Raw genomic sequence first — 23,908 nt, forward strand, 5'->3', positions numbered from 1 at the left:
TATCCGTCCTAGAATGTCATAAAAGCCCTGTATTACTTTGTGAAGAGCCTGGTAAATACAGGGCTTTTTATTTTCTCCATCCAAATCGGTTTGAAGGAATATGTCTGCTAACCGACTACCATTTGCTTGATTACAATTCGTTGATCGTGAAACGGAATGTGCCCGTTTGTAGAGGTTGAATCTGCAAAGCCAATAAATAGGTTCAAAGTGTAACATGGCCGTTTAACTCTACCGAGGTCAGAGCGTCAAAACCTTCGAACTCTGCTCAGTCCAGTTTGCGCCATCTCTTGTTCTGAGAGAAGGATACAAAAATCCTCTGCGCATCTTTTCCCTGTTGCGATATAGTTGCCAACCCGCACCATCTATTGATCACTTGTATTTATTCAACCATGTTTATTCGCAATACGCTCACATCCTTTTTTTTCCTGTTCGTGGTGGCACTAAGCAGCAAATTTCTCGCACTCATGACTTTTGCACAATTGCCTACCGAATTACTTTCAGCACAAGGTACCGAAGCGCTGTTTTTTGGGCTCCGCTTTGACGCTACGATAGCAACCATGCTGACGGTGCCGATTTTTTTACTCACTATCCCGTTTCTTTTCATTCATCGCGATAGTCAGTTTCTAATAAAAGGGCTGATGAGCTTAGGCGTACTGTGGATCGTGACGACAACATTTTCCGATGCGATTTACGCTAAAGATGCCAGTAAACATGTCACGTTTGAGCTTTTTACCGCGCAAGGCGTAGAAGGGGCATTGCTAGTCACCGCCTTTAAAAGCTACTGGGGAACCATCGCGATAGGTTCTTTCTGGCTGGTGATTTGCCAATACCTACTATGGAAAAAAATCTCCCTGGGCCATCCTGCGCGTCATCCTTGGTATCTCAATGGCATTTTTGGCCTTATTTGGCTGGTGGTGAGTATCACCATTATCCGCGGAGGCTGGGGCGATGCACCGCAAACCCCAATGCGTGCTTACAACATCGGTAATAGTGAGCAAGCCTTCGTCGCTTGGAGTGCGCCTTATAGCATCACCTATTACTTAGCCAACGGCGATCGTGCCGCCATTGCTAAAATCACCAAAGATCCATCCGCAGCGCAGTTGGCGCAGTGGCAAGCGGCCCTAGCACACAGCCGCCCAGCACAACTGACATCACTCAAGCCAGCCAACGTGGTGATGATATTGCTGGAAAGCTGGCCCGCATACGATATGCAAAGCTACTCTGGCGTTGTCAATACGACGCCCTTCTTTGACGAACTTCGCCAGCGTACTCTAACCACCGACTCCAGCTACGCTGATGGTTATCGCACCGTGCAAGGGATGTTTGCCACTTTCTGTTCATACCCAAACCCGACTGATGGCATCATTTCCACCAGCCAGCTGCAAAATGCTCACTATGTTTGCTTACCGCACATTTTGCGCAAGCAGGGATGGCAAACCACCTTTATCCAAGGCAGTGCCAAGGGAAAAGTCGGTTCCTTTGCTCAAACGCTGGGCTTTGCCGAATCTTTCGGTAAACATGACTACCCCTTTGAAGCCGTACACAATGAATGGGGGTATATGGACGGCGACATCTATCGCTATTCAATGCAACAGATAGAGCGTTTGAGCCAGTCGTCTCAGCCCTTTTTTATCACCATCAATACGGGCACGACTCACGGCTCCTATCTCCCTGAAGAAGAATATGCTTTTGGACGCGACACTCCGATTAACGAGCGACGCAGTGTCATGAAGCATGCCGACGATGCTTTGCGACAATTTATACCTCAACTCGATGCCAAGTTGGCTCAGTTGGACAAGCCGACGCTGGTGGTACTCGTGGCCGATCACACCGCCAAAACGGTTAAAGGTGGCTTTGTTAAAAATGCGATCCCACTAGCGATGTATGCGAGTGACCACTCACTGCCGATAAAAGTCCTGCCGATCAGCGCATCACAACGCGATGTGGGTGCAACCATTTTGGATTGGCTTGGTGGCTACGCGCCTTGGTTTACGGGTCACTCATTGCTCGATGAGCAATACTCTGGCCGTGCGAGTTTTGCCTTTGGTACTGGGTTCTTTTGGCTAGCCAAAGATCATGGTATTGCCATCAATGTCAAAACCGGGGAACTGGCTCAATGCTTCGAGATTGGCGATGACCGCGTGACCAAACAAGTGATCGGATGTGAAGCAACGACTTGGGCTGAAACACTCTACCAAGAAGCCAGCTACTACAACGCCATTTCACAACATTTACTGTTTAAAGGACGCACTACCGACTATCGCCCGCTTCCTTAATGCCAATGACAATGAGCGAATACAAAAACAGCAGCGAATCGCTGCTGTTTTTGTTTATGTCAAGCTCAGACCTTAAGCGGCCCCTTGCTGATGTTCGGCTTTGCGCTTGTGTTTGCGATACTTTGGATGAGTAATCGGAATCGCTGAAAGCAGTGTTTTGGTGTAATCGTTTTGTGGGTTGGCGTACACCTCTTTGGCACTGCCCTCTTCCACCACTTTACCGAAGTACATCACTGCCACTTTGTCGGAAACGTGTTTGACGACCGACAGATCGTGCGAAATAAAGATGATCGCCAAATTCATCTCTTGCTGAAGTTGCAGCAATAAATTGAGGATCTGTGCTTGCACAGAGACATCCAACGCAGAAACGGACTCATCACAAATCAGTAACTTAGGTTTGAGTGCAATGGCGCGTGCAATACCAATACGCTGACGCTGGCCACCAGAAAATTCGTGTGGATAGCGATTGACGGCTTCTGCGGGCAAGCCCACTTTCACCAGTAGCTCTTTCACCCACGTTTTACGCTCTTCCGGTGTACCGACCTTATGGATGATGAAAGGCTCTTCCAAAATCATACCAATGGTATGACGCTGATTGAGCGACTCCATCGGATCTTGGAAAACAATCTGCATCTCTTTGCGCAGCGGGCGCATTTCTTTAGCGGAAAGTTTGGTGATATCACGCCCTTCAAAGAAAATGCTTCCTTCCGTTGGCTCATACAGTTTGAGCAGCGTACGCCCTAAGGTGCTTTTGCCACAACCCGACTCACCAACCAAACCTAAGGTTTCCCCTTGGTTCACTGACAAACTGACGCCATCCACCGCTTTCACAGTATAACCTTTACGAAACAGACCTTTGCCTGAGACAAAATGCTGCTTGAGGTTTTCAATCCTTAATACTTCTTTACTCATCCTGAATTCCTTAGCTCGCCCGACTCGGCTCAAACATGCTGCTATCAATCGGCTTAATGTCGATCAACTGCTTCGGTTCACTATCCAAACTCGGCATCAAACCCATTAGTCTTTCTGTGTAGGGGTGTTTGGGGTGATCAAACAGCTCAAAAATTTCGGCGTATTCAACAATTCGTCCACCGTACATCACCGCGACGTCATCACACACTTCCGCTACCACACCCAGATCGTGCGTAATAAAGATCATCGCCATCCCGGTTTCTTGCTGTAACTCGTTCATCAGTTCCAAAATGGATGCCTGAACGGTCACGTCCAACGCGGTGGTTGGCTCATCACAGATCAAAATATCCGGTTTACACGCGAGTGCCATCGCAATCATCACGCGTTGGCGCATGCCACCGGAAAGGTTGTGCGGGTACTCATTGAGACGCTTCTCTGGCAGTGGAATTTTCACTTTTTTTAGCATTTCAAGAGCGTATTCGTTACGCGCACGTTTATCCAGATCAGGACGATGCAGTTCCAAGACTTCATTGATCTGGCGACCCACGGTATGGACAGGGTTGAGGGCCGTCATCGGATCTTGGAAAATAATGGAGATACGATCCCCTCTCATCGCGTACATCTGTTCCGCAGGCAAGGTCACCAGATCTGTGCCACGATACAGCACCTGACCATTGACGATTTGGCCATACGGCTTTGGCAATAACCCCATGATCGACATGGAGGTGACACTCTTGCCACTGCCAGACTCACCCACCAATCCCAAAGTACGCCCTGCTCGCACGTCAAAATTGACGCCGTGCAAAACCTTAACCGGGCCATCATCGGTCATGAAAGAGACCTCAAGGTCTCTCACACTCAGAATCACATCATCCTGCATTGCTCTTCCTTCCTTGCCGCCAACTTATAATTTATAGGTGTCATCAATAATGGTGACAGGCGCAAAGGCTTTGTTGGATTTCACCGCTTTTTCGGTTTCTTTCTTGACGTCTTTATCAATCCAGAAGGTTCCCAAACCAATCGCACCACCGCTGGTAAACAGCACTTCTGACTTCTTGGTCATCGCTGCTTTTGGGTACTTCAACCAACGCCAGTAGCCCACTCGGGTATAAGGCACCATGTAGCCAGGGACAATCACGTTTGCATCGGTGACAATCTGCTGAATTTGATGCGAGTAGTTGTACTTCTTCTCTAAATCAAACTCGTTTTTGTATGCCATGATCAGCTCATCAAGTTCAGGCGTGCTAAAGTTGGTGTGGTTGTTGGTTTGTGGGCGATTCGCATTGGCAGAATGGAAGTATTCCCAGTAAGCCGGTACATCAGAGGTGCCCATGTCTAAGAAGGCCAGTTCATGTTTCTTCTCAAGAATAAACTTAAATGCCGAAGACCCATCCACCAATTTGAGTTCAAACTCAAGGCCTGCCTTCTTCGCCTGCTCTTTCAAATAAGCAATACGCGGGGTGTGATGAGCAAAACCGTAAGTAATGGCGAAACTAAGGCGCTGCCCCTTGTCGTTGACGCGAACACCATCTGATCCAATTTGGCTAAAACCGGCCGCTTCAAAGTAACGAATGGCCAACTCAGGATCGAACTTCGGCGCAACCGGATTCGGTAAGTCATACTTACCATGCCCCGCACCCAGCGCATGAGGTTTACGTGAGTAGTCGCCACGAGTGATCTTCTCGATCATGCCGTCGTAGTCACTGGCATGCATGATCCCTTTACGCACATTGAGATCATCTAACAAAGGAGTGGAGACATTCATCCAAAGGCCACCCGCACCTTGTGGTGTTTGGTTATAACCCCAGAATTTCTCTATGTAACCTTTCTGATAAGGTTCGGTGTTCGATTTGTCGTGCCATAGGTCAGGCAGGATCAATGCAAACGTATCCAAGTCACCTTTTTCAAAGTGCTTCATCGCAATATCGTTATCACGGATCACCGTAATGCGAATCTTATCCACGTTGTAACGATGCTGGTAATACTTGTTGCTGTAACCCCACCAATCTTGGCCAACATGGTTAAAGGTGACACTTTTACCTTTCTTGATGTCATCAAGGTAGTAAGCACTGGTGGTCGGTTCTGACTTGAAGTTGTATTTACGCACGAAATTATCGTCGATACCGTCACCATTCTCATCTTTGCTCGGGTTGGCATAGAAATGTGCAGGACGTGGGCGAAGCGCACCTAGGGTATAAAGCAGATCTTCTTGGTTTTTTTCAACTTTGCTTACCGCCGCGAAGGTGTGCTGATCAATTTTCTGCACATCCTCAATCACGTTGGTGTAGTACTCGTTGTACCAAGGTGCCACCAAGTCTTTTGAGCGGTAAAACTTGAGCATAAAAACAAAATCGTCCGCTGTGACTGGCTTACCGTCAGACCATTTAGCCTTCGGATTGAGTTTAAAATAGACCGTGCGTTTATCATCAGCGAATGCCCATTCGTTGGCTAACGCAGGGATCCACTCTAGCGTGTTTGGATGTTGATCAACCAGTGCTGGCGTTTCATCCAGAATGAACGAACGCAATCCCGAGTTAGAATCTGGCCCTACACTGCGCAAGGTTTGTGGGAAGCTTGAGATGTGAGTACGAAAAGTACCACCGAATTTTGCCTCAGAAGAAGCAAACAATGGCTCATCCCAATTCGTTTGCCACTGCACATCCGCAGGTAAACTCGCTGCGTAGAGGCTGGTACTCATCAGCGATAACGCTGTGGTTAATAATGTTTTTTTCATCTGTATGTCCCTATATTATCCGTTCCAACAGTATTGACTATTTAAACGTAGCGGGTGAATTTTTTCGGATCAAATGCGGCGCGAATCGCTTCACCAATGAAGGTCACCATAACAAGCACTGCGACGATAGAAGTCACCACTGACGCCACAATCCAAGGAGAATCAAGATTGGATTTCCCTTGTTGCAGCAACTCACCCCAACTTGGCGTTGGTGGCATCAGCCCTAGACCAAGGTAATCCAATGCTGTTAAAGCCGTAATGTTTGCAGCAATAGTAAACGGCGCTAAGGTTACGATCATCACCATGGTATTTGGCAAGATGTGTTGAAAAAGAATGCGAGCGGTTGATGCACCCAGCGCTTTCGCTGCTAATACATATTCACGTGCGGACTCTTTGTACGTCATGGTACGCATGTACCAAGTCATCCCCATCCATCCAAATAGAACGTTGATGCCAACAAAGAGCGCGAAGGTCGGTTGTACTATCGACACCAAGATCATAATGACGTACAAAAACGGCACCATTGACCAGATTTCAATCAGTCGCTGTACAAACAGGTCAAACTTGCCACCCCAGTAGCCCATTGCACAGCCCACAGCGGTGCCAATGGTGTAAGAAATGGCCATTGTGAGCAGAGCAAAGCCCATTGCCGTTCTGAATCCGTACACTAAGCGAGCTAAAATATCTCGCCCAATCACGTCCGTGCCAAGATAGTGCTTAGACTCTGCATTCGGCGCGGTAGGCGGGAAATCACCAGAAAAATCCTGCTCGTAAGGGTTCCACGGCACAATTGGCATGATGACAAAGTTGCCATTGTCTTGCGCAGCAAACTGCTTTTGCAAATCGCGATAGTTGGCTTCACCCGCAGAATCCTGACCAAACTCCGTCCCACTACGAACATCACTGATCACAGGGAAGAAATAACTTCCCTCATATTTCACCACCAGCGCTTTGCTGTTAATCAGCAGTTCCGCAAACAGCGACAGCACCAACATGATGGACAAAATAATAAATGACCAGTAGCCACGCTTAATCGCTTTAAAGCTACGAATTTTCTTTTGAGTTAAAGGGCTTACGTTAATCATATTAAGCTCCAAACTTCACGCGAGGGTCAACCAGTGCCACACAAATGTCGGAAATAATATTACCCAACAGAAGAAGTACCGCATTAATAGCAACAATGCCCATTACAACCGGATAATCGCGTTCGATGATCGACTCATAGCCTAATAAGCCAATACCATCGATATTGAAAATAACTTCAATCAAAAACGCTCCGGTCATAAAGAAGAGTAACGAGTTACCAAAATGGCTAGCGATAGGAATTAAACTATTGCGCAAAGCGTGTTTACGGACTGCGGTTTTAAATGGCAAACCTTTCGCAATGGCGGTACGAATATAATCGGATGACAAATTTTCCATTAAGTTATTTTTCATCGTCAGCGTCAGTGTGGCGAAGTCACCAATTAAATAACAGATAAGTGGTAGCACCGCATGCCACATGACGTCTTTGGCACGTTCAAAAAACGTTTCCAAATCATCGAAATCATCGCCGACAAAGCCCCCCATCGGGAACCACTCTAAATGGTAAGAAAAGAGTGTGATCAGCAGAACACCCACCACGTAACCAGGCAGCGCATAACCAATAAAAATCAAGATGGAGGAGGCAGAATCAAACACCGACCCATGTCGAAGCGCCTTGTAATAGCCCAGCGGAATAGAGATAAAATAGCTGATAAAAAAGGTCATTCCACCGTAGAAAAGCGAGACGGGAAGGCGCTCTGCGATCATGTCACCGACCGGTTCGTAGTAACGCGTGGATTCACCAAAATCCAGCATGACCAGCTTACTCAACCAATCAATATAAGCCTCTACGACAGGTTTATCCAAGCCATAGAAAGCGTTGAGCTCCGCCATTTGCTCTTCAGACAGAGCAGAATTGCCACCTGCGGTCGTCATCGCTGCAGCACCGTCGCCTTGTGCCTGCATTTTAGACAGCATGCGTTCAACTGGACCACCAGGAACAAAACGGGTAATGGCAAAAATAAGGATAGTAATTCCCAAAAAAGTCGGAATTACAAGCGCCAGTCGGCGCAGAAAATAGGACAGCATATACAACTACTCCATGTTCACTGTCTAGAAAAGCAAAGGATCTCTATCACTTCGTTTTACTAAGTGAATGTGCAAACCTCTCAGCAGACAATTTACGTTCACGAAACGCATGTTTCTCGACGTATTGTTCTTCCTGAACAATCTCAATAACGGTCTTATGACCAGTCAGCGAGATAATGAGCGACATATTTATCTCGAATGAATCAAAGCATCAAGTATTTCTGAAAAAAACGTAACAAATAACCGAGAACATCGAAAATAATTGATCTATTTCGTAAGAAATTCTTACTAAGTTAATTATTAATACCACAGCATGATAAGCGGTAAAATATAGAGATCAATGCGAACAACATTGAATACTCATTTTATTCGTATGGCATAATATATCCCTACCATAACCCCATTTCAGCAGCGTATTAAAGAAGCGCGTTCTGTTTTATTTCGCTTTCCTACTCTCTTGCGCAATCACTGGGCGATTCTGGCTAGCTCTCTGAACTTCAACTGGTAACCACCCGCGGTTCGTGATACTCTTCGCCTCCATTTTTTCTGGCCGAAAAGTCATCAACTGATGAGTTCATCACGGCCAGTGCTATCTTTTAGTAGTGGCAGATATTCCCTATCCGCTCTCAATCCAAACCAAACGTGGACTAAAACAGATGGGCAAAGGTACTCTTTATATCGTCTCTGCGCCAAGTGGTGCAGGCAAATCCAGTCTAATCTCCGCGATGCTGGAAAAAAATCCGACTTACGCAATGAAAGTATCGGTCTCTCACACCACTCGTGGTATGCGCCCTGGCGAACAAGACGGCGTGCACTACCATTTTGTGGAGAAAGAGCATTTTGAAGAGCTGATTGCAAAAGGTGAATTTCTGGAATACGCAGAAGTGTTTGGTAACTACTACGGCACCTCACGTGTTTGGATTGAAAACACCCTAGATAAAGGCATTGATGTTTTTCTCGATATCGACTGGCAAGGCGCTCGCCAAATTCGTGAGCAAATGCCACACGCCAAAAGCATCTTTATCTTACCACCATCCAATGGTGAGCTTGAGCGCCGCTTAAACACGCGCGGTCAAGACAGCGAAGCGGTGATTGCTAAACGCATGGCGGAAGCAAAGTCCGAAATTTCGCACTACAACGAATACGATTACGTGATCATCAATGATGATTTCGATACTGCTTTGATGGACTTTAAAGCCATTATCCGAGCAGAAAGATTGAAGCAAGACAAACAAGCTGCTAAATATAGCGGTATGCTTGACGCGCTTTTAGCAGAATAAGCCCCCAGAAAGCATTCTGTGGCACTAATAATACAACTCAAGGTAGCTCAAGCTAGACACTGAGAACTGAGAGCCTGTATACTTTCTCGTCATTCAAAAAATTTAGTTAACTAATTTGGAGTTCTCATGGCACGCGTAACTGTTCAAGACGCTGTTGAAAAAGTTGGCAACCGTTTCGACTTGGTTCTGATTGCGGCTCGCCGCGCTCGTCAAATGCAAACTGGCGGCAAAGATTCACTAGTGCCGGAAGAGAATGATAAGCCAACCGTTATCGCACTGCGCGAAATCGAAGAAGGCCTTATCACTAAAGATGTACTTGATGCACGTGAGCGTCAAGAACAGCAAGAACAAGAAGCAGCTGAATTAGCGGCCGTTAGCAGCATCGCTCGCAACCGTTAATTCGCCTTAAAACACAACATCCCGGGCCCATAATTTGTATCTATTCGATAGCCTCAAAGACGTTGCCCAAGAATACCTTACAGAGCCTCAACTAGAGGCTCTGCGTCAATCTTATGTGGTAGCGCGAGATGCCCATGAAGGGCAAACCCGCTCAAGCGGTGAACCGTATATCATCCACCCAGTTGCGGTGGCGCGCATTCTGGCCGACATGCGCCTGGATGTTGAAACTCTACAAGCAGCGTTACTCCATGATGTCATTGAAGATTGTGACGTCAGCAAAGAAGATCTCGAAGCACAATTTGGCCATACGGTGGCGGAATTGGTTGATGGGGTTTCCAAGCTGGATAAGCTGAAATTTCGCGATCGCAAAGAAGCACAGGCGGAAAACTTCCGCAAAATGGTGCTGGCGATGGTGCAAGATATTCGCGTTATCCTGATCAAACTGGCCGACCGCACTCACAACATGCGCACCTTGGGCGCACTTCGACCAGACAAAAAACGCCGTATCGCACGCGAAACTCTAGAGATTTATTCTCCACTGGCGCATCGCCTTGGTATCCACAATATTAAAACCGAATTGGAAGAGCTCGGCTTTGAAGCCCTCTATCCCAATCGCTACCGCGTGTTAAAAGAAGTCGTTCGATCTGCACGTGGTAACCGCAAAGAGATGATCCAACGTATCCACAGTGAAATTGAAGGCCGCTTGCAAGAAGTGGGTTTGAAAGCTCGCGTAGTCGGTCGTGAAAAGAATCTTTTTTCCATCTACAACAAGATGAAAACCAAAGAGCAACGTTTTCACACCATTATGGATATTTACGCGTTTCGTGTCGTGGTCGATACGGCCGACACTTGCTATCGCGTACTCGGTCAGGTGCACAGCTTGTACAAGCCTCGTCCTGGTCGTATGAAAGACTATATTGCGGTACCTAAGGCCAACGGCTACCAATCGCTGCATACCTCGATGGTTGGCCCTCATGGCGTTCCAGTGGAAGTGCAAATCCGCACCGAAGACATGGACCAAATGGCGGACAAAGGGGTTGCGGCACATTGGTCTTATAAGGGTAATGGCGAACGCACTGGCACCACGGCGCAAGTGAAGGCGCAACGCTGGATGCAAAGCTTGCTGGAACTTCAACAAAGCGCAGGTAACTCCTTCGAATTCATCGAGAACGTTAAATCAGATCTCTTCCCAGATGAGATTTACGTCTTCACACCGAAAGGCCGCATTGTTGAACTGCCTGTCGGGGCAACGGCGGTGGATTTTGCCTATGCCGTGCATACCGATGTCGGTAATACCTGCGTTGGTGCACGTGTCGATCGCAATCCATACCCACTGAGCAAAGCGCTGAAAAATGGCCAAACCATTGAAATCATCAGTGCGCCAGGTGCTCGTCCAAATGCCGCATGGCTTAACTATGTGGTGACTTCTCGTGCACGTACTAAGATTCGCCAAGTGCTGAAAACCATGCGTCGTGAAGAGTCGGTGACGCTGGGTCGCCGTTTGTTAAATCATGCGCTCGGTGAGCACTCACTTGCCGACATCAGCCCAGAAAATCTCAACCATGTCTTGAGCGATCTCAAAATCCAATCTTTGGATGATCTGCTTGCCGCCATCGGCTTGGGTGAGCGTATGAGTATCGTGATTGCGCGTCGTTTGTTAGGTGATGCAGACGAGCTCACCGAGCTTCGTTCAAGTGACAGCAAGAACAAGAAGAAGCTACCAATTCGTGGTTCGGAAGGATTACTGCTGACGTTTGCCAACTGTTGTCATCCCATCCCAGATGATCACATCATTGCCCATGTGTCACCCGGCAGAGGCTTGGTGGTTCACCGTGAGACCTGTCCAAACGTACGTGGCTACCAACGCGAGCCCGACAAGTACATGGCGGTGGCATGGTCAGACGATTACGATCAAGAGTTCATCGCGGAACTTAAAGTCGACATGCTCAATCATCAAGGTGCCTTGGCAGAGCTGACTAACGTGATTTCCAAAACCGGTTCAAACATCCATGGCCTGTCGACTGAAGAGCGTGATGGCCGTTTGTATACCGTGACGGTGCTGCTGACCACCAAAGATCGTGTGCATCTTGCAGGCATCATGAAGAAGATTCGCGTCATGCCATCTTGTTCACGCGTGCGTCGCCGCAAGAACTGATCTCCGCATTCGATCGCTTTTCATCGCCCTTGAAATCAAGGTTTCAAGGGCTTTTTATTTTTATCAGAAAGCCAAATTCAAAATGTTATGAATGAAGAACGTTATCAGAGAATCCAACAAGTTTTAAAAGCGCGTCAAACCGATCTCACCCTGTGCCTTGAAGAAGTGCATAAACCCAATAATGTGTCAGCGATGATCCGCACTGCCGATGCCACGGGATTGCACAAAGTGCATGCTGTGTGGCCCACCGAGCAGATGAAGACATTGAAAAACACCTCTGCCGGTGCAAGAAACTGGGTGGAAGTGGATACGCATGATTCCATCGCAGACGCCGTGAGCGCTTTAAAAGCACAAGGTATGCAAGTGTTGGTGACCAACCTCTCTGATAGCGCCGTCGATTTTCGCCAAATCGATTACACCCAACCAACCGCCATCATTTTGGGCAGCGAAAAGATTGGCGTTTCTGAGCAAGCCAAGGCGCTGGCGGATCAAGACATCATCATTCCTATGGTGGGCATGGTGCAATCACTCAACGTTTCGGTGGCTTGCGCGGTGATTCTGTATGAAGCGCAGCGCCAACGTGAAGCCGCGGGTATGTACCAAAACGACGAAAGCTCGATTGATGCCGAAACCATCAACCGCATTTTGTTTGAGCGTGGCCACCCGGTGTTGGCCAAGGTCGCCAAACGCAAAGGACTCGCTTACCCACCACTGGATGATGCCGGACAAATTGTTGCGGATCCTGCGTGGTGGGCAGACATGCAAAAGAAATAGTCGTTATCTAGTTATCTAGTTATCTAGTTATCTAGTTATCTAGTTATCTAGTTTTCTAGTTTTCTAGTTTTCTAGTTTTCTAGTTTTCTAGTTTTCTAGTTTTCTAGAGCCTATTTTTTCCTGTACAAAAACACAGCCTAATGGTTAACATAACGCTATGTTTATCATTGTCTTGAGGCCAATATGTCTGCCCAACTGTTATCTGCTGTCCCCCTCACGTCCCTCAGTGGGGTCGGTGCTAAGGTGGCTGAAAAACTGGAGAAAATTGGCCTAAGCAGCGTGCAAGACCTGCTGTTTCACTTGCCACTTCGTTACGAAGACCGCACCCGCATCTACCCGATTGCCAAATTGCATGCCGGATTGTGGGCCGCTGTGCAGGGCCATGTGATGCAAGTGGATACCTTGTTTGGTAAACGCAAGATGTTGACGGTGAAGCTCAGTGACGGGAATGGCACCATCACGTTGCGTTTTTTCAACTTTACCGCGGCAATGAAAAACAATTTTGCTGAAGGTAAGTTAGTACACGCTTACGGCGAAATTAAGCGCGGTAATATGGGGCTGGAGATCGTTCACCCAGACTACAAGTTTTTCGCCCCAACGCAAAAGCCCGATGTGGAACAGAGCTTAACGCCTGTTTATCCTACCACCGATGGCTTAAGGCAAATCACGCTGCGTAACCTCACAGACCAAGCCCTCGCCCTGCTCGATAAAGCCGCGGTTCAAGAGTTACTGCCTGCCGGGTTGTATGACCAACAACTGACCATGGGGCAAGCGCTGCACATTATCCATCGTCCTTCGCCGGAGATTAATCTGGAACTGTTCGACGAAGGGAAGCACCCTGCCCAAGTTCGCTTAATTATGGAAGAGTTGCTGGCTCAGAACTTATCCATGCTCGCCGTGCGCAGCAAAGGTCAGCAAGATGTCGCGCTGCCACTTCCCCCCGTCCACCAGCTTAAACAGCAGCTGTTAGCCCAACTGCCTTTTTCACCGACCAATGCCCAAGCGCGAGTGGTGCAAGAGATTGAAGAAGATTTGCAAAAAGCGCATCCGATGATGCGTTTGGTGCAAGGGGATGTTGGCTCGGGCAAAACCTTAGTGGCAGCCTTGGCCGCGGTACGCGCTATCGAACATGGCTACCAAGTGGCGCTGATGGCGCCCACCGAACTGTTGGCCGAGCAGCACGCGATCAACTTCGCCAATTGGTTTGAAAAAATGGGCATTCCCGTTGGCTGGCTCGCAGGCAAGCTCAAAGGCAAAGCCAAAGAAGCCGAATTAGCCCGCATTGCCAGTGGCGAAGCCAAAATGGTGGTCGGGACACATGCGCTGTTCCAAGAACACGTGGTGTTTGACCATCTTGCTCTTGTGATCATTGATGAACAGCACCGCTTTGGCGTACATCAACGCTTGGAACTGCGCGAAAAAGGCGCCAAACAAGGCGCTTACCCACATCAACTGATCATGACTGCTACTCCGATCCCTCGCACATTGGCCATGACCGCCTATGCCGATTTGGAAACGTCGGTGATCGACGAGTTACCGCCGGGGCGCACCCCAATCCAAACCGTCGCGATTCCCGATACCAAACGCGAGGACATTGTCGAGCGTATTCGTCATGCCTGCCTCAATGAGGGTAAGCAGGCGTATTGGGTCTGTACCCTGATTGATGAATCGGAAGTATTGGAAGCCCAAGCGGCAGCAGACACTGCCGAAGAGCTGCAACGTAAATTGCCTGATGTTCGCATTGGTTTGGTGCATGGCCGAATGAAACCGGCTGAAAAACAAGCGGTGATGCAAGCGTTCAAAAACAATGAATTGCATCTTTTGGTGGCCACCACAGTGATCGAAGTCGGGGTCGATGTGCCCAACGCCAGCTTGATGATCATCGAAAACCCCGAGCGCTTGGGTCTTGCACAATTGCACCAGTTGCGCGGTCGCGTGGGTCGAGGCTCGGTAGCAAGCCACTGCGTATTGCTCTATCACGCTCCGCTGTCCAAAACGGCGCAAAAGCGCCTCTCGGTGCTGCGCGAAAGTAACGATGGTTTCGTCATTGCTCAGCGCGATCTTGAGATCCGCGGGCCAGGTGAGCTGCTCGGCACCAAACAAACTGGCCTGGCGGATTTCAAAATTGCCGATCTCGTCCGCGACCAGCGACTGATCCCCGAAGTTCAGCGCGCTGCACGCTACATTCACCACAATTACCCACAAAATGCCGCCGCGATTATTGAACGCTGGTTGGGCGAGCGTGATATTTATTCTAAGGCGTGATCCACGCCTTTCATTGACCATCTTCTCTTCGCTCCCTGTCGAATCCATCATCCTGTTTCGTCAATAGAAAATAGCAAACGATTGCTTTTTAGAATAATCGCCCTATAATGCCGCACAAATTGTGAGGATGACTTTTCTCACCTTCCCAACCAGAGCGGATTTCTGAATAACAGCAATCACAGATGATGACATCCGTTCACCTTGGCCTCCCATTCAGCGAGCGCTAAGTCTGCGTACAACAATTAGGAACATACCATGACAACGCCGAACCCGATGCGTAAAACGGATCTGATCTATCAACTCAACGATCGTCCACCTTTGCCTCAAACTTTGTTTGCTGCACTGCAGCACTTGCTGGCGATGTTTGTCGCTGTGATCACCCCATCCTTGATTATTTGCCAAGCGCTTGGCGTGTCTGCCGAACAAACCAACACCATCATCAGCATGTCGCTGTTTGCTTCGGGCATTTCTTCCTTTATTCAAATCCGCACTTTTGGTCCGATTGGTTCTGGGTTGCTGTCTGTACAAGGCACCAGTTTTAACTTCTTAGGTCCGATTATCGGAGCTGGTTTAGCGCTGAAGGCAGGCGGCGCCAGCGTTGAGAGCATGATGGCGGCGATTTTTGGCACCATTTTGGTTGCCTCGTTTGCAGAGATTCTCCTTTCGCGCGTGCTGGAATACGCGCGTCGCATCATTACGCCATTGGTTTCTGGTATCGTCGTAACTTTAATTGGTTTAACCCTGATTCAAGTCGGCTTGGTATCGATGGGCGGCGGCTACGCGGCCCTGGGCGATGGCACTTTTGGCAGCCTCGATAAGTTGGCGCTGGCGGGCACCGTACTGGGCCTGATTGTGTTACTCAATCGCGCCAAAAACCCTTACGTACGCGTGGCGTCGATTGTGATTGCCATGTTGGTGGGCTATGTCATGGCCTACTTCATGGGCATGGTAGACACTCGCCAAGCCAGCAGCAGTGCACTGATTGCCTTGCCAATCCCGATGCAGTTTGGTCTGAGTTTCGACTGGTCGCTGTTTATTCCACTGGTTCTGATTTTCCTCATCACCGCGCTGGAAGCCATTGGTGATATTACCGCCACCTCGGAAGTGTCTGGCGAACCAGTCAAAGGCCCGGTGTACATGAAACGCATTAAAGGCGGCGTATTGGCCGACGGTCTGAACTCGGCATTAGCGGCGGTATTCAATAGTTTTCCGAACTCCACTTTCAGCCAAAACAACGGCGTGATCTTGCTAACGGGTGTAGCAAGCCGCTACGTCGGTTACTTCATCGCAGGCATGTTGGTACTGCTTGGGCTGTTCCCTGGCGTGGCTGGTTTTGTTCAGTTGATTCCGGAACCAGTTTTAGGCGGTGCAACCATCGTGATGTTCGGCACCATCGCCGCTGCAGGTGTGCGCATCATTTCTCGTGTTGACCTCGATCGCCGTGCCATTCTCATCATGGCCCTGTCGTTCTCGATGGGTTTAGGTATTGCGCAGAAACCGGAGATTTTGCAGTTTATGCCTGAGTTCATTAAGAGCATTTTCTCTTCCGGCGTTGCGGCTGGCGGCATTACCGCGATTGTGCTTAACCTTCTTCTGCCTGAAAAGCTTCAGGACGAAGAAGAGGAAAAGGCGCACGAGCCCGCGATTACAAAGCGTTAATCTGCACAAAGAAAAAGGGTTGCCGACTGTGGCAACCCTTTTTAACCCAATTGACTCTGACCCGTCCTAAATAGGGTTACGACTAACGTTCGCTGGTCGGAAAGCTCAACTGCACTTTGAGCCCACCTTCGCTGCGGTTGTTCACCACCACCGAGCCGTGATGCTGGCTGACAATACGTTTGACAATGGCCAGCCCTAAGCCGGTTCCTTCGCTACCACGAGCCGTATCGCCACGGGTGAAAGGTTCAAACAACTTCGCCACTTGTGATTTTTCAATCCCTGGGCCGTTATCTTCCACACACACCCACACCAACTTGCTGTCTGCGGTCATCCCCGTGCTGATTTTCACCCATCCATTACCGTAACGCAGTGCATTGACCACTAAGTTGCTCACGGCACGCTTAATCGCAATCGGGCTGCCAAAAGCGGCGCGAATCGAAGGCTGGAAGGCGGTCTCAATCTGCACTTCGTAACCCCCTTCAGAGCTCGCCACATCCCCAGAAATACCATTGATGTCGACCTCGGTGAAACTTTGCGTATTCACCGGTTTGAGGTAGTCCATAAACTGGCTGATGATCTCATTACACTCTTCAGTATCACTGATGATCCCTTCCGCTAAATAGCTGTCTTCTGGTGACATCATTTCAGTCGCAAGGCGAATTCGTGTTAACGGCGTTCTTAAATCATGGCTAATACCCGCCATCAACAACGCACGGTCAGCTTCCAACTCTTGAATGCCGCGAGACATTTGATTGAACGCGCGCGTCACCGCACGGATCTCTGTGGCCCCTTTTTCTGGCAGCGGTGGCGGGATTTCCCCTCGACCGACTTCCTTGGCCGCCTTCTCCAGCGCGATCAATGGGCGGTTTTGTAAACGGATAAACAGCCAACCACCAGCGATGATCAACAGCGCCACAATCAAACTGTTGCGAAACAGTGGAGCGAAATCTTCTTCTTGCAGTTCAGAGAGCGGAATGCGGATCAGTGAACCTGGAAGCGCGTCAATTTTCATCCACAAAATGTAGCTTTCACTGCCAAGCAACAACCGTACTTCGGTCGGAGAACCGAGCTCCTGACTCATCTCTTCACTCATCAGGTCAATGGTCATCGCATGGTCAAACTCTCGCGTTTGATCACTGTCCATGCTATGTACCGTCACCCCTAGCTGTTCCAACATCTGTCGACGTAAAGGACCATCTGCCTTCAAATCGCTGTCTTCATCCAGCACTAGGTTTAACTCATGGGCAAGGATCTTATTGAACTGTTGCAAACTGGGCATCAATGCGTAATTAAAGACGGCGTAATACGAGAACACCTGACTGGCGAGCAGTAACGTAATGAAAATGAAAATGGATTGGGTAAAAGAACTACGAAAACGCATCAAGGACCTCGGCAGCTAGGTAGAGTACGAAAGTAGAATAAACAACAATCCCTGGTCAAAGCCAGGGATTGGGGAGAAATCGTCAGATTAAGTTAAGCTTGCTTACCGTCGGGAACAAAGACATAACCTAAGCCCCATACGGTTTGAATGTAGCGAGGCTTGCTTGGGTCCTCTTCCAACATGCGACGCAGACGAGAGATCTGCACATCAATGGAACGTTCCATCGCGGAGTATTCACGCCCGCGTGCCATGTTCATCAACTTGTCACGCGACATCGGTTCACGCGCATTGGTCACCAATGATTTTAGCACCGCGAATTCACCCGAAGTGAGGGGCATCGGCTCATCACCACGGAACATCTCACGAGTGCCCAAGTTCAGACGAAACTCACCAAACTCAACCACTTTCTCTTCTGCGCTTGGTGCGCCTGGCAGCTCGATGGTTTGACGGCGCAGCACCGCTTTAATACGTGCTAACAGCTCGCGCGGGTTGAATGGTTTTGGCAGGTAATCGTCCGCACCCACTTCTAAACCCACGATGCGGTCAACCTCATCCCCTTTTGCTGTTAGCATCAGGATAGGCAACATGTTATTGGCATTACGCAAACGGCGGCAGATCGACAAACCGTCTTCGCCCGGCAGCATTAAATCCAGTACCATTAAGTGGAAGTTTTCGCGGGTCAGTAGGCGATCCATCTGTTCTCCATTGGCGACACTGCGCACTTGGAAACCTTGCTCTGACAAATAGCGTTCTAATAACGCACGCAAGCGAGCATCATCATCGACTACTAAAACTTTAAAATTCTCTTGCATGGGTTCGTCCACCTATTTCCTAAGCTTCCACCAAATTTGGTTCGGTAAAATGTAACACCAATCATTCTAATGTGGCGCAAAGAATTGTTAATCTTTATTACTTTTTAGCTTATGCACCACAAGGTTGCAACGTTACACATCACTAATCGTTGAGATAAAACAAACCCGCACAAGGCGGGTTTGATGTCTCAACTAAAATAGCGTTAGTTACATGGCGCAACGAACTGCCAAGGACCACCCTGATCGGGTCTATCATTATTGGTCCACCATTTCGCTTGGTAGATGTTTCCTTGATAAACCGCTTGATCGCCGCCAACATACACTTGTCCTGCAACCCAGTTGGCAGGACAAGCACTACCCGGTTCAAAACTCACCACCAGCGTTTGGTTTGCGGCTAAAGATGGGAATGTAAAGCTGCTCGCCACAGGTTGCGTCACACCGTTGACCACGATAGTGCTCACTTTATAGCCCGTGTCAGCAATGAAGTTCACCGTAAAGTCAGCGCCACCTTGTGCCGAGATCACGCCAGCGGCATCTGGTGTTGGCGAAATGACGCCACCCACCCCACTGACGGAAGCAGTAATTTGGTAGAACACCGGAATATCCGTAGTGACTTCATTGAAGCTTCCAGTGAAGCCTGCAAAATTACTCGCCGTCAATGCTGACAACTGAGTATTCTTGAGCACGAGGCTTTTCTTGTTGCCCTGCGCAAACGGATCTAACAGGGTTAATACTGTGTCACTTCCCGCTTGAGTCAGTTTAACTGCATTGAACGGGATCGCTTCGTTACTTGCTGTTGTGATCACCGTTTTCGCTGGATAGAAGTTATTCACCACCATCTGCACATTCCATCCCCAGCTTACGCTGTTGAGTGGAACAATATAACCAAGGCGATCGTATCCACCAGTCACGTTAACAAACATCTCTGGATTGATGTCCGCTAACGTTAAACCGACCAACTCATAAGATGCGTAGATACCACCATCTTCCGCTTGCGGTCCGATCACCACTGAAGTTGCGGTTTCGTACGCTTTCAAGTGTTTAAAGCCAATACCAGCCGATCCTTCAATCTTGTCGACCAGCGGGTCAAAACCAGTGACCACTTTCTTGCCTGAGTTCCATGCCAGTCTGTAGATATCCGATTTCGTAATCACCGCTGCTGGATTCGCTTGTACCTCAGCAGCACTCACGCCTGAAAGCAACACCGTTTGTCCTGAGAACTGCAGTTCAGTGCCCCCCGCGACCGAGGCGACAACCAAGCCAGCGAGAGGATCCGTTGCCTGCCACCCTCGTAGAATGATTTTGTCTTCACCGACAGTAAAATCAGAAATGGTCGTGTTGCTGCCCAGTTGCTCATTAAGTAGCACTTGGTCAACACCCCCACCGGTAATCACGATATCGTTGCCCAAGCCCGCAGACAGCACTTCATTGTATTGCGAACCTTCAATCACATCGTTCGCTGGGGTATCAAAAATGGTGTTAAAGCCGCCGAATTTGTGGATGTATGTGGTGATACAAGTGCCCAGTTCATCACAGGTAATTTGATCTTTGGTCAACAGTGTTGCGGTTCCCCAAGCCCCACGCAAATGCGCGGCAGCAAGGATGCCGGACATCGTGGCTTGGATTTGGATCGGGTTGCCATTGGCGTCAGTACCGGGCCAGCTTTTCGCTAACGCTTGCTCCCAAGTCACGTTGGCATCAGCAAGAAGTTTACTGATCACCTTAACGTTAAAGTGCATGGCGTCGCGCATCACCAACTCTTGCTTTTCTGGTAAACGTAAATCCGCCAGTGAGTTCACGCCATTTTTGCCAACGAACGTCCCTTCCCAGCGGTTGTTGTCAGTCACGTAAACCTTGTTACCACCAGAGCCCTCAATTTCCGCCAGAGCCTCGGTTTTACAACCAGCCCACGTCGAATCCGGCACAAACATGTAGAAACTGTCGTAATCTTTACCCGCAATCGAGACCGTTTTCGGGCTGTAGTAACCCGCATCAATCAAGACAGCCTCACCCAGTTGATAGCCAATGAATCCCCACGCGTTCATTGAGTTGTATTGCATTTGACGGAACATTTCAGCGTCCGTTGGGGTCAATGGATTGTAGAGGGTGTCCACACCAAGCTTAGTAAAAAACTGACTGATTGTGGTTGGTTCCGAGAGCATTGAACCGGTAGAGCAATCACGAACCAATCGTCCTGGACTGGTTACCTGCGCATAGGTGTACACGGGATTATCAAGGTTCTGTAGGTAAAAATCCGCCAGAGCGGGATTGATACCCGATTCAAAGTTGCGCAATGCATCTAAGAAACCTTGGATACCACTCGAGTGGGCGGGTGTGGCCAACGCCACTGCGACAGAGGCTGTTAGCAGTGCTTTTTTCGTTGTGAACATGTTTTTCCTCGTTGAGTCATTGTTTAAGGCTCCTTGCCTTGTCCATCTCTCCCAACCACAAACCACTAGGAGTCCAACCACTGCTCGATGATGAGCAGTGGTGTATTCAGATTACCGGTGAATCAATGTCTGTTTAGGCGACGCGCATCACGGCGCAGCCTTGTGCAGGAGGCACCTCGCCACTCAAGACACGAGCGGCGGCGGCGGCACTTTCGGGTCTTGGGGAATGCGCGCACAAATAATGCTTAACATGCGGATACTGCAATAAATCGTAGGGGCTTCGTAGCGCAAGGACGATCAGGTTAGGGAAATCCTGACTGAGCTGCTGTACCTTGGCTTGCGCTTCCACTTGCTCAAAGTCCTCTCCGGGCAATGGGTGATTCTCGGTCACCACAATCAAGTAACCATCGCGACATGCATCCAACTGTTCTTCTTGGATCAATTGCCAATTGGCGTTTTGCTCCGTTAACGCCTGGCACAGGGCGCTGAAGGCGGGCAATGCTTGGTTGGGGCCGATACCACGAGGATTCATTAAGTTGTGGTAACTTGCCGCTGGTGTCGCGTTAAGCACATAGAGTTTCTGATCACGGAGTGACAGACCACCTCGAACCCAAGTCACCGCGCTCTGAGAAACGTCCGCTGCCACTTGTTGGTTCGCAGCAAGGGAAAGATCTTGGTACAACGCCATCGGTACCAGTTTCTCCAGTTTTAAGCGCACCACTTTCTCTAGCGCTTGATCGATCACGGATTCCGCTAAATCACCCTGCTCAACGGCATCGATCACGCCATGAATCATCGCCAGTTGTTTGTCCAAATAAGCATCGGAGTGATCATAATGTTCTTCCGAGAGCATAATCATGGTGATCCCCGCTTGCATGGCCTTGACCGCGGCATCCACAGGCGCGTAGTGATTGACGATGGCCCCCATGTTCATGCTGTCGGAAATAATCACCCCTTCAAATCCCATGTCTTGGCGTAACACTTGCTGCAATATCGTCGCAGAAAGAGTGGCTGGGGCATGAGCGTCCAGCTGTGGGTAGAGAATATGGCTGGTCATCACCAAGTCAACGCCTGCATCCACGGCCGCTTGGAATGGCGCTAAGTCGTTCAGCTTTAGATCAGCGTACGATTTATCAACGCGTGGAATATCGCGATGCGTATCACCATGGGTATCACCGTGGCCTGGGAAATGTTTGGCACACGCAGTGATGCCACCACTGTGTAAGCCTCGCACTGCGGCCGCAGAGTGGCGAGAGACTTTCTCTGGTTGATCGCCAAACGAACGGGTATCGATGATCGGTGAAGCGGGGTTGAGGTTCACATCACAACAAGGGCCAAGGATGCAGTTAAAACCGGCGCTGCGCATCTCTTGCGCAAACACTTGGTACATCTGCTCTGTGCCCATCGTTTGATCCGCCACGCCCAGTGCTAAGTTGCCCGGCCCGGTGGTCGACTCACCCACCAACACACCCCAAGCCCCTTCTTGATCGACGCCAAGCAACAAAGGCAAACGCTGATGTGCCTCTAAGATGCTCTGCAACCCTTTATTGAGCGATTGTGCCTCAGCAAAGGTTTCTGCGTTATCTTGGCTCAAGTAGCAACCACCGAGATTGTATTCCGCGATCATGTGTTGCGCCGCCTGGGCCGACTTGCCCGGAAAGGCCAAAATAAACAGTTGTCCGACTTTCTCTTTCAGGCTCCACTTGGCGATCTGCTCAGTGATCTGTTGTTGGTTTACCATTGTTTGTTCTCCTTAAATTTTTATCGGCTATTTTTTGCGCAACTGTTTAATTTGCCCCATGGTGAACGTCACCGCGACAATCACGATAATCCCACGCAGAATAAGCTGCTGGTCGACGTTGAGGCCCATCAGAATCAATCCGTTATTCACCATTCCCATGATTAATGCGCCAATCACGGAGCCAATTACGGTGCCTTTGCCACCAAACAAACTGGTTCCACCGATGATCACCGCGGCAATCACCAGCATCAAATCGCTCTCACCTAAGGTATATCGTGCGCTGTACAAGCGTCCGGAGTAGAGAATGCCCGCCAAAGCGGCAAGAAAGCCATTGAGCATCAATACATAAAGTTTGATTCTATTGACGTTGATCCCTGAGTACATGGCTGACACTTTGTTGCCCCCCGTCGCCAACACATGTTTACCAAACGTAGTGTTACGCAGCACAAAGGCACCAATCACAGTGACGACCAAGGTCCAGATGAACAGCACCGAGAATGGGCCAATATCACCAGAGCCAAAAATAAAGGCGTAGGTATCGTTATCAATGGGAATGGATTGCAAAGACGTTGACCAACGCGCTACCCCGGTAATGATGCCCGTTGTCCCTAAGGTAACGAGAAACGATGGTATGCCGACCTGAGTAACAAAAATGCCATTGATAAAGCCGATCATGGTACCGACCAACAACGCCGCCGAAACCGCCATCAAAATGCTGTCCGTCTCTTGCAGCGTTAACGCTGAGACGATCGCCGACAAGGCCACCGTCGCACCAAAGGAGAGATCGATCTCTGCCGCACTGAGCACAAAGGTCATGCCCACCGCCATAATGGCGATGGTGGCGGTTTGACGCGCGATATTCATCAAGTTCATCGAGGTCAAGAAGCCCTTATCGTGCAACATCACGGAAAAGAAGATGAAGATGCCGACAAACACAAAATAGATAATGTAGTCACGCCACTGGATGGAACGTTCTTTTGGCACTGGGATGGTTTTTTCATTCATAATTCATTTCCTT

17 protein-coding genes are annotated in these 23,908 nt (G+C 49.1%); 7 read left to right on the forward strand and 10 right to left on the reverse strand.

Annotation, left to right across the window (positions count from 1 at the left end; genetic code table 11):
* Nucleotides 1-464 precede the first annotated feature (464 nt).
* Nucleotides 465-2,276 carry an LTA synthase family protein gene (locus LZU85_RS15490; RefSeq protein ID WP_237287601.1) on the forward strand — a complete coding sequence of 604 codons (1,812 nt, stop codon included), beginning with the start codon at nucleotides 465-467 and terminating at the stop codon, nucleotides 2,274-2,276.
* Between the two features lie 72 nt (nucleotides 2,277-2,348).
* On the opposite strand, the gene LZU85_RS15495 is transcribed toward LZU85_RS15490, so the two are convergent.
* The 5 genes from LZU85_RS15495 to LZU85_RS15515 are packed head-to-tail and all read right to left on the reverse strand — an operon-like array spanning nucleotide 2,349 to nucleotide 8,034.
* The gene (locus tag LZU85_RS15495; protein WP_176299374.1) at nucleotides 2,349-3,188 is read right to left on the reverse strand and encodes an ABC transporter ATP-binding protein; all 840 of its coding nucleotides are present in this window, start codon (nucleotides 3,186-3,188) and stop codon (nucleotides 2,349-2,351) included.
* A 10-nt stretch (nucleotides 3,189-3,198) separates the two neighbouring features.
* The gene (locus LZU85_RS15500; protein ID WP_176299375.1) at nucleotides 3,199-4,068 is read right to left on the reverse strand and encodes an ABC transporter ATP-binding protein; all 870 of its coding nucleotides are present in this window, start codon (nucleotides 4,066-4,068) and stop codon (nucleotides 3,199-3,201) included.
* A 24-nt stretch (nucleotides 4,069-4,092) separates the two neighbouring features.
* Entirely contained in the window at nucleotides 4,093-5,922 is a 1,830-nt protein-coding gene (locus LZU85_RS15505) for an extracellular solute-binding protein (RefSeq protein ID WP_176299376.1), read from the reverse strand.
* Nucleotides 5,923-5,963: 41 nt separating this feature from the next.
* Entirely contained in the window at nucleotides 5,964-7,007 is a 1,044-nt protein-coding gene (locus tag LZU85_RS15510; RefSeq protein ID WP_176299377.1) for an ABC transporter permease, read from the reverse strand.
* A gap of 1 nt (nucleotide 7,008) precedes the next feature.
* Entirely contained in the window at nucleotides 7,009-8,034 is a 1,026-nt protein-coding gene (locus tag LZU85_RS15515) for an ABC transporter permease subunit (protein WP_176299378.1), read from the reverse strand.
* Nucleotides 8,035-8,690: 656 nt separating this feature from the next.
* On the opposite strand from LZU85_RS15515, the gene gmk reads away from it, so the two are divergent.
* The 6 genes from gmk (at nucleotide 8,691) to LZU85_RS15545 (ending at nucleotide 16,566) form a co-directional block, all read left to right on the forward strand.
* Entirely contained in the window at nucleotides 8,691-9,314 is a 624-nt protein-coding gene (gene gmk / locus LZU85_RS15520) for a guanylate kinase (protein ID WP_176299379.1), read from the forward strand.
* 126 nt (nucleotides 9,315-9,440) lie between these two features.
* A complete protein-coding gene (rpoZ, locus tag LZU85_RS15525) occupies nucleotides 9,441-9,713 on the forward strand; it encodes a DNA-directed RNA polymerase subunit omega (RefSeq protein WP_017420484.1) in 273 nt (90 codons plus the stop codon).
* A gap of 34 nt (nucleotides 9,714-9,747) precedes the next feature.
* Nucleotides 9,748-11,868: a bifunctional GTP diphosphokinase/guanosine-3',5'-bis pyrophosphate 3'-pyrophosphohydrolase gene (gene spoT, locus LZU85_RS15530; protein ID WP_176299380.1), complete on the forward strand. Its 2,121-nt coding sequence runs from the start codon at nucleotides 9,748-9,750 to the stop codon at nucleotides 11,866-11,868.
* An 87-nt stretch (nucleotides 11,869-11,955) separates the two neighbouring features.
* Nucleotides 11,956-12,642 carry a tRNA (guanosine(18)-2'-O)-methyltransferase TrmH gene (trmH, locus tag LZU85_RS15535; RefSeq protein ID WP_176299381.1) on the forward strand — a complete coding sequence of 229 codons (687 nt, stop codon included), beginning with the start codon at nucleotides 11,956-11,958 and terminating at the stop codon, nucleotides 12,640-12,642.
* Nucleotides 12,643-12,825: 183 nt separating this feature from the next.
* Complete coding sequence (gene recG, locus LZU85_RS15540; protein WP_198102553.1) at nucleotides 12,826-14,907, forward strand: ATP-dependent DNA helicase RecG; 2,082 nt, start codon at nucleotides 12,826-12,828, stop codon at nucleotides 14,905-14,907.
* Between the two features lie 255 nt (nucleotides 14,908-15,162).
* Nucleotides 15,163-16,566 carry a uracil-xanthine permease family protein gene (locus LZU85_RS15545; protein ID WP_237287603.1) on the forward strand — a complete coding sequence of 468 codons (1,404 nt, stop codon included), beginning with the start codon at nucleotides 15,163-15,165 and terminating at the stop codon, nucleotides 16,564-16,566.
* Between the two features lie 82 nt (nucleotides 16,567-16,648).
* Here LZU85_RS15545 and envZ read toward each other — a convergent pair whose 3' ends face one another.
* The 5 genes from envZ to LZU85_RS15570 all read right to left on the reverse strand — a co-directional run bounded on the left by envZ (nucleotide 16,649) and on the right by LZU85_RS15570 (nucleotide 23,895).
* Nucleotides 16,649-17,947, reverse strand: coding sequence for a two-component system sensor histidine kinase EnvZ (envZ, locus tag LZU85_RS15550; protein ID WP_237287605.1), 1,299 nt, complete (start codon nucleotides 17,945-17,947; stop codon nucleotides 16,649-16,651).
* A 92-nt stretch (nucleotides 17,948-18,039) separates the two neighbouring features.
* Nucleotides 18,040-18,759 (reverse strand): osmolarity response regulator transcription factor OmpR, encoded by a 720-nt coding sequence (gene ompR, locus LZU85_RS15555; protein WP_176299384.1) that lies wholly within the window; start codon nucleotides 18,757-18,759, stop codon nucleotides 18,040-18,042.
* Nucleotides 18,760-18,962: 203 nt separating this feature from the next.
* Nucleotides 18,963-21,149, reverse strand: coding sequence for a carbohydrate-binding protein (locus tag LZU85_RS15560; protein WP_176299385.1), 2,187 nt, complete (start codon nucleotides 21,147-21,149; stop codon nucleotides 18,963-18,965).
* A gap of 133 nt (nucleotides 21,150-21,282) precedes the next feature.
* Nucleotides 21,283-22,890, reverse strand: a complete 1,608-nt coding sequence (locus LZU85_RS15565) for a glycoside hydrolase family 3 N-terminal domain-containing protein (protein ID WP_237287609.1) — start codon at nucleotides 22,888-22,890, stop codon at nucleotides 21,283-21,285.
* Nucleotides 22,891-22,917: 27 nt separating this feature from the next.
* Entirely contained in the window at nucleotides 22,918-23,895 is a 978-nt protein-coding gene (locus LZU85_RS15570) for an ABC transporter permease (protein WP_237287611.1), read from the reverse strand.
* Between the last annotated feature and the right edge of the window lie 13 nt (nucleotides 23,896-23,908).

The sequence above is a fragment of the Vibrio floridensis genome, from assembly GCF_021852965.1.
Classification (GTDB): domain Bacteria; phylum Pseudomonadota; class Gammaproteobacteria; order Enterobacterales; family Vibrionaceae; genus Vibrio; species Vibrio floridensis.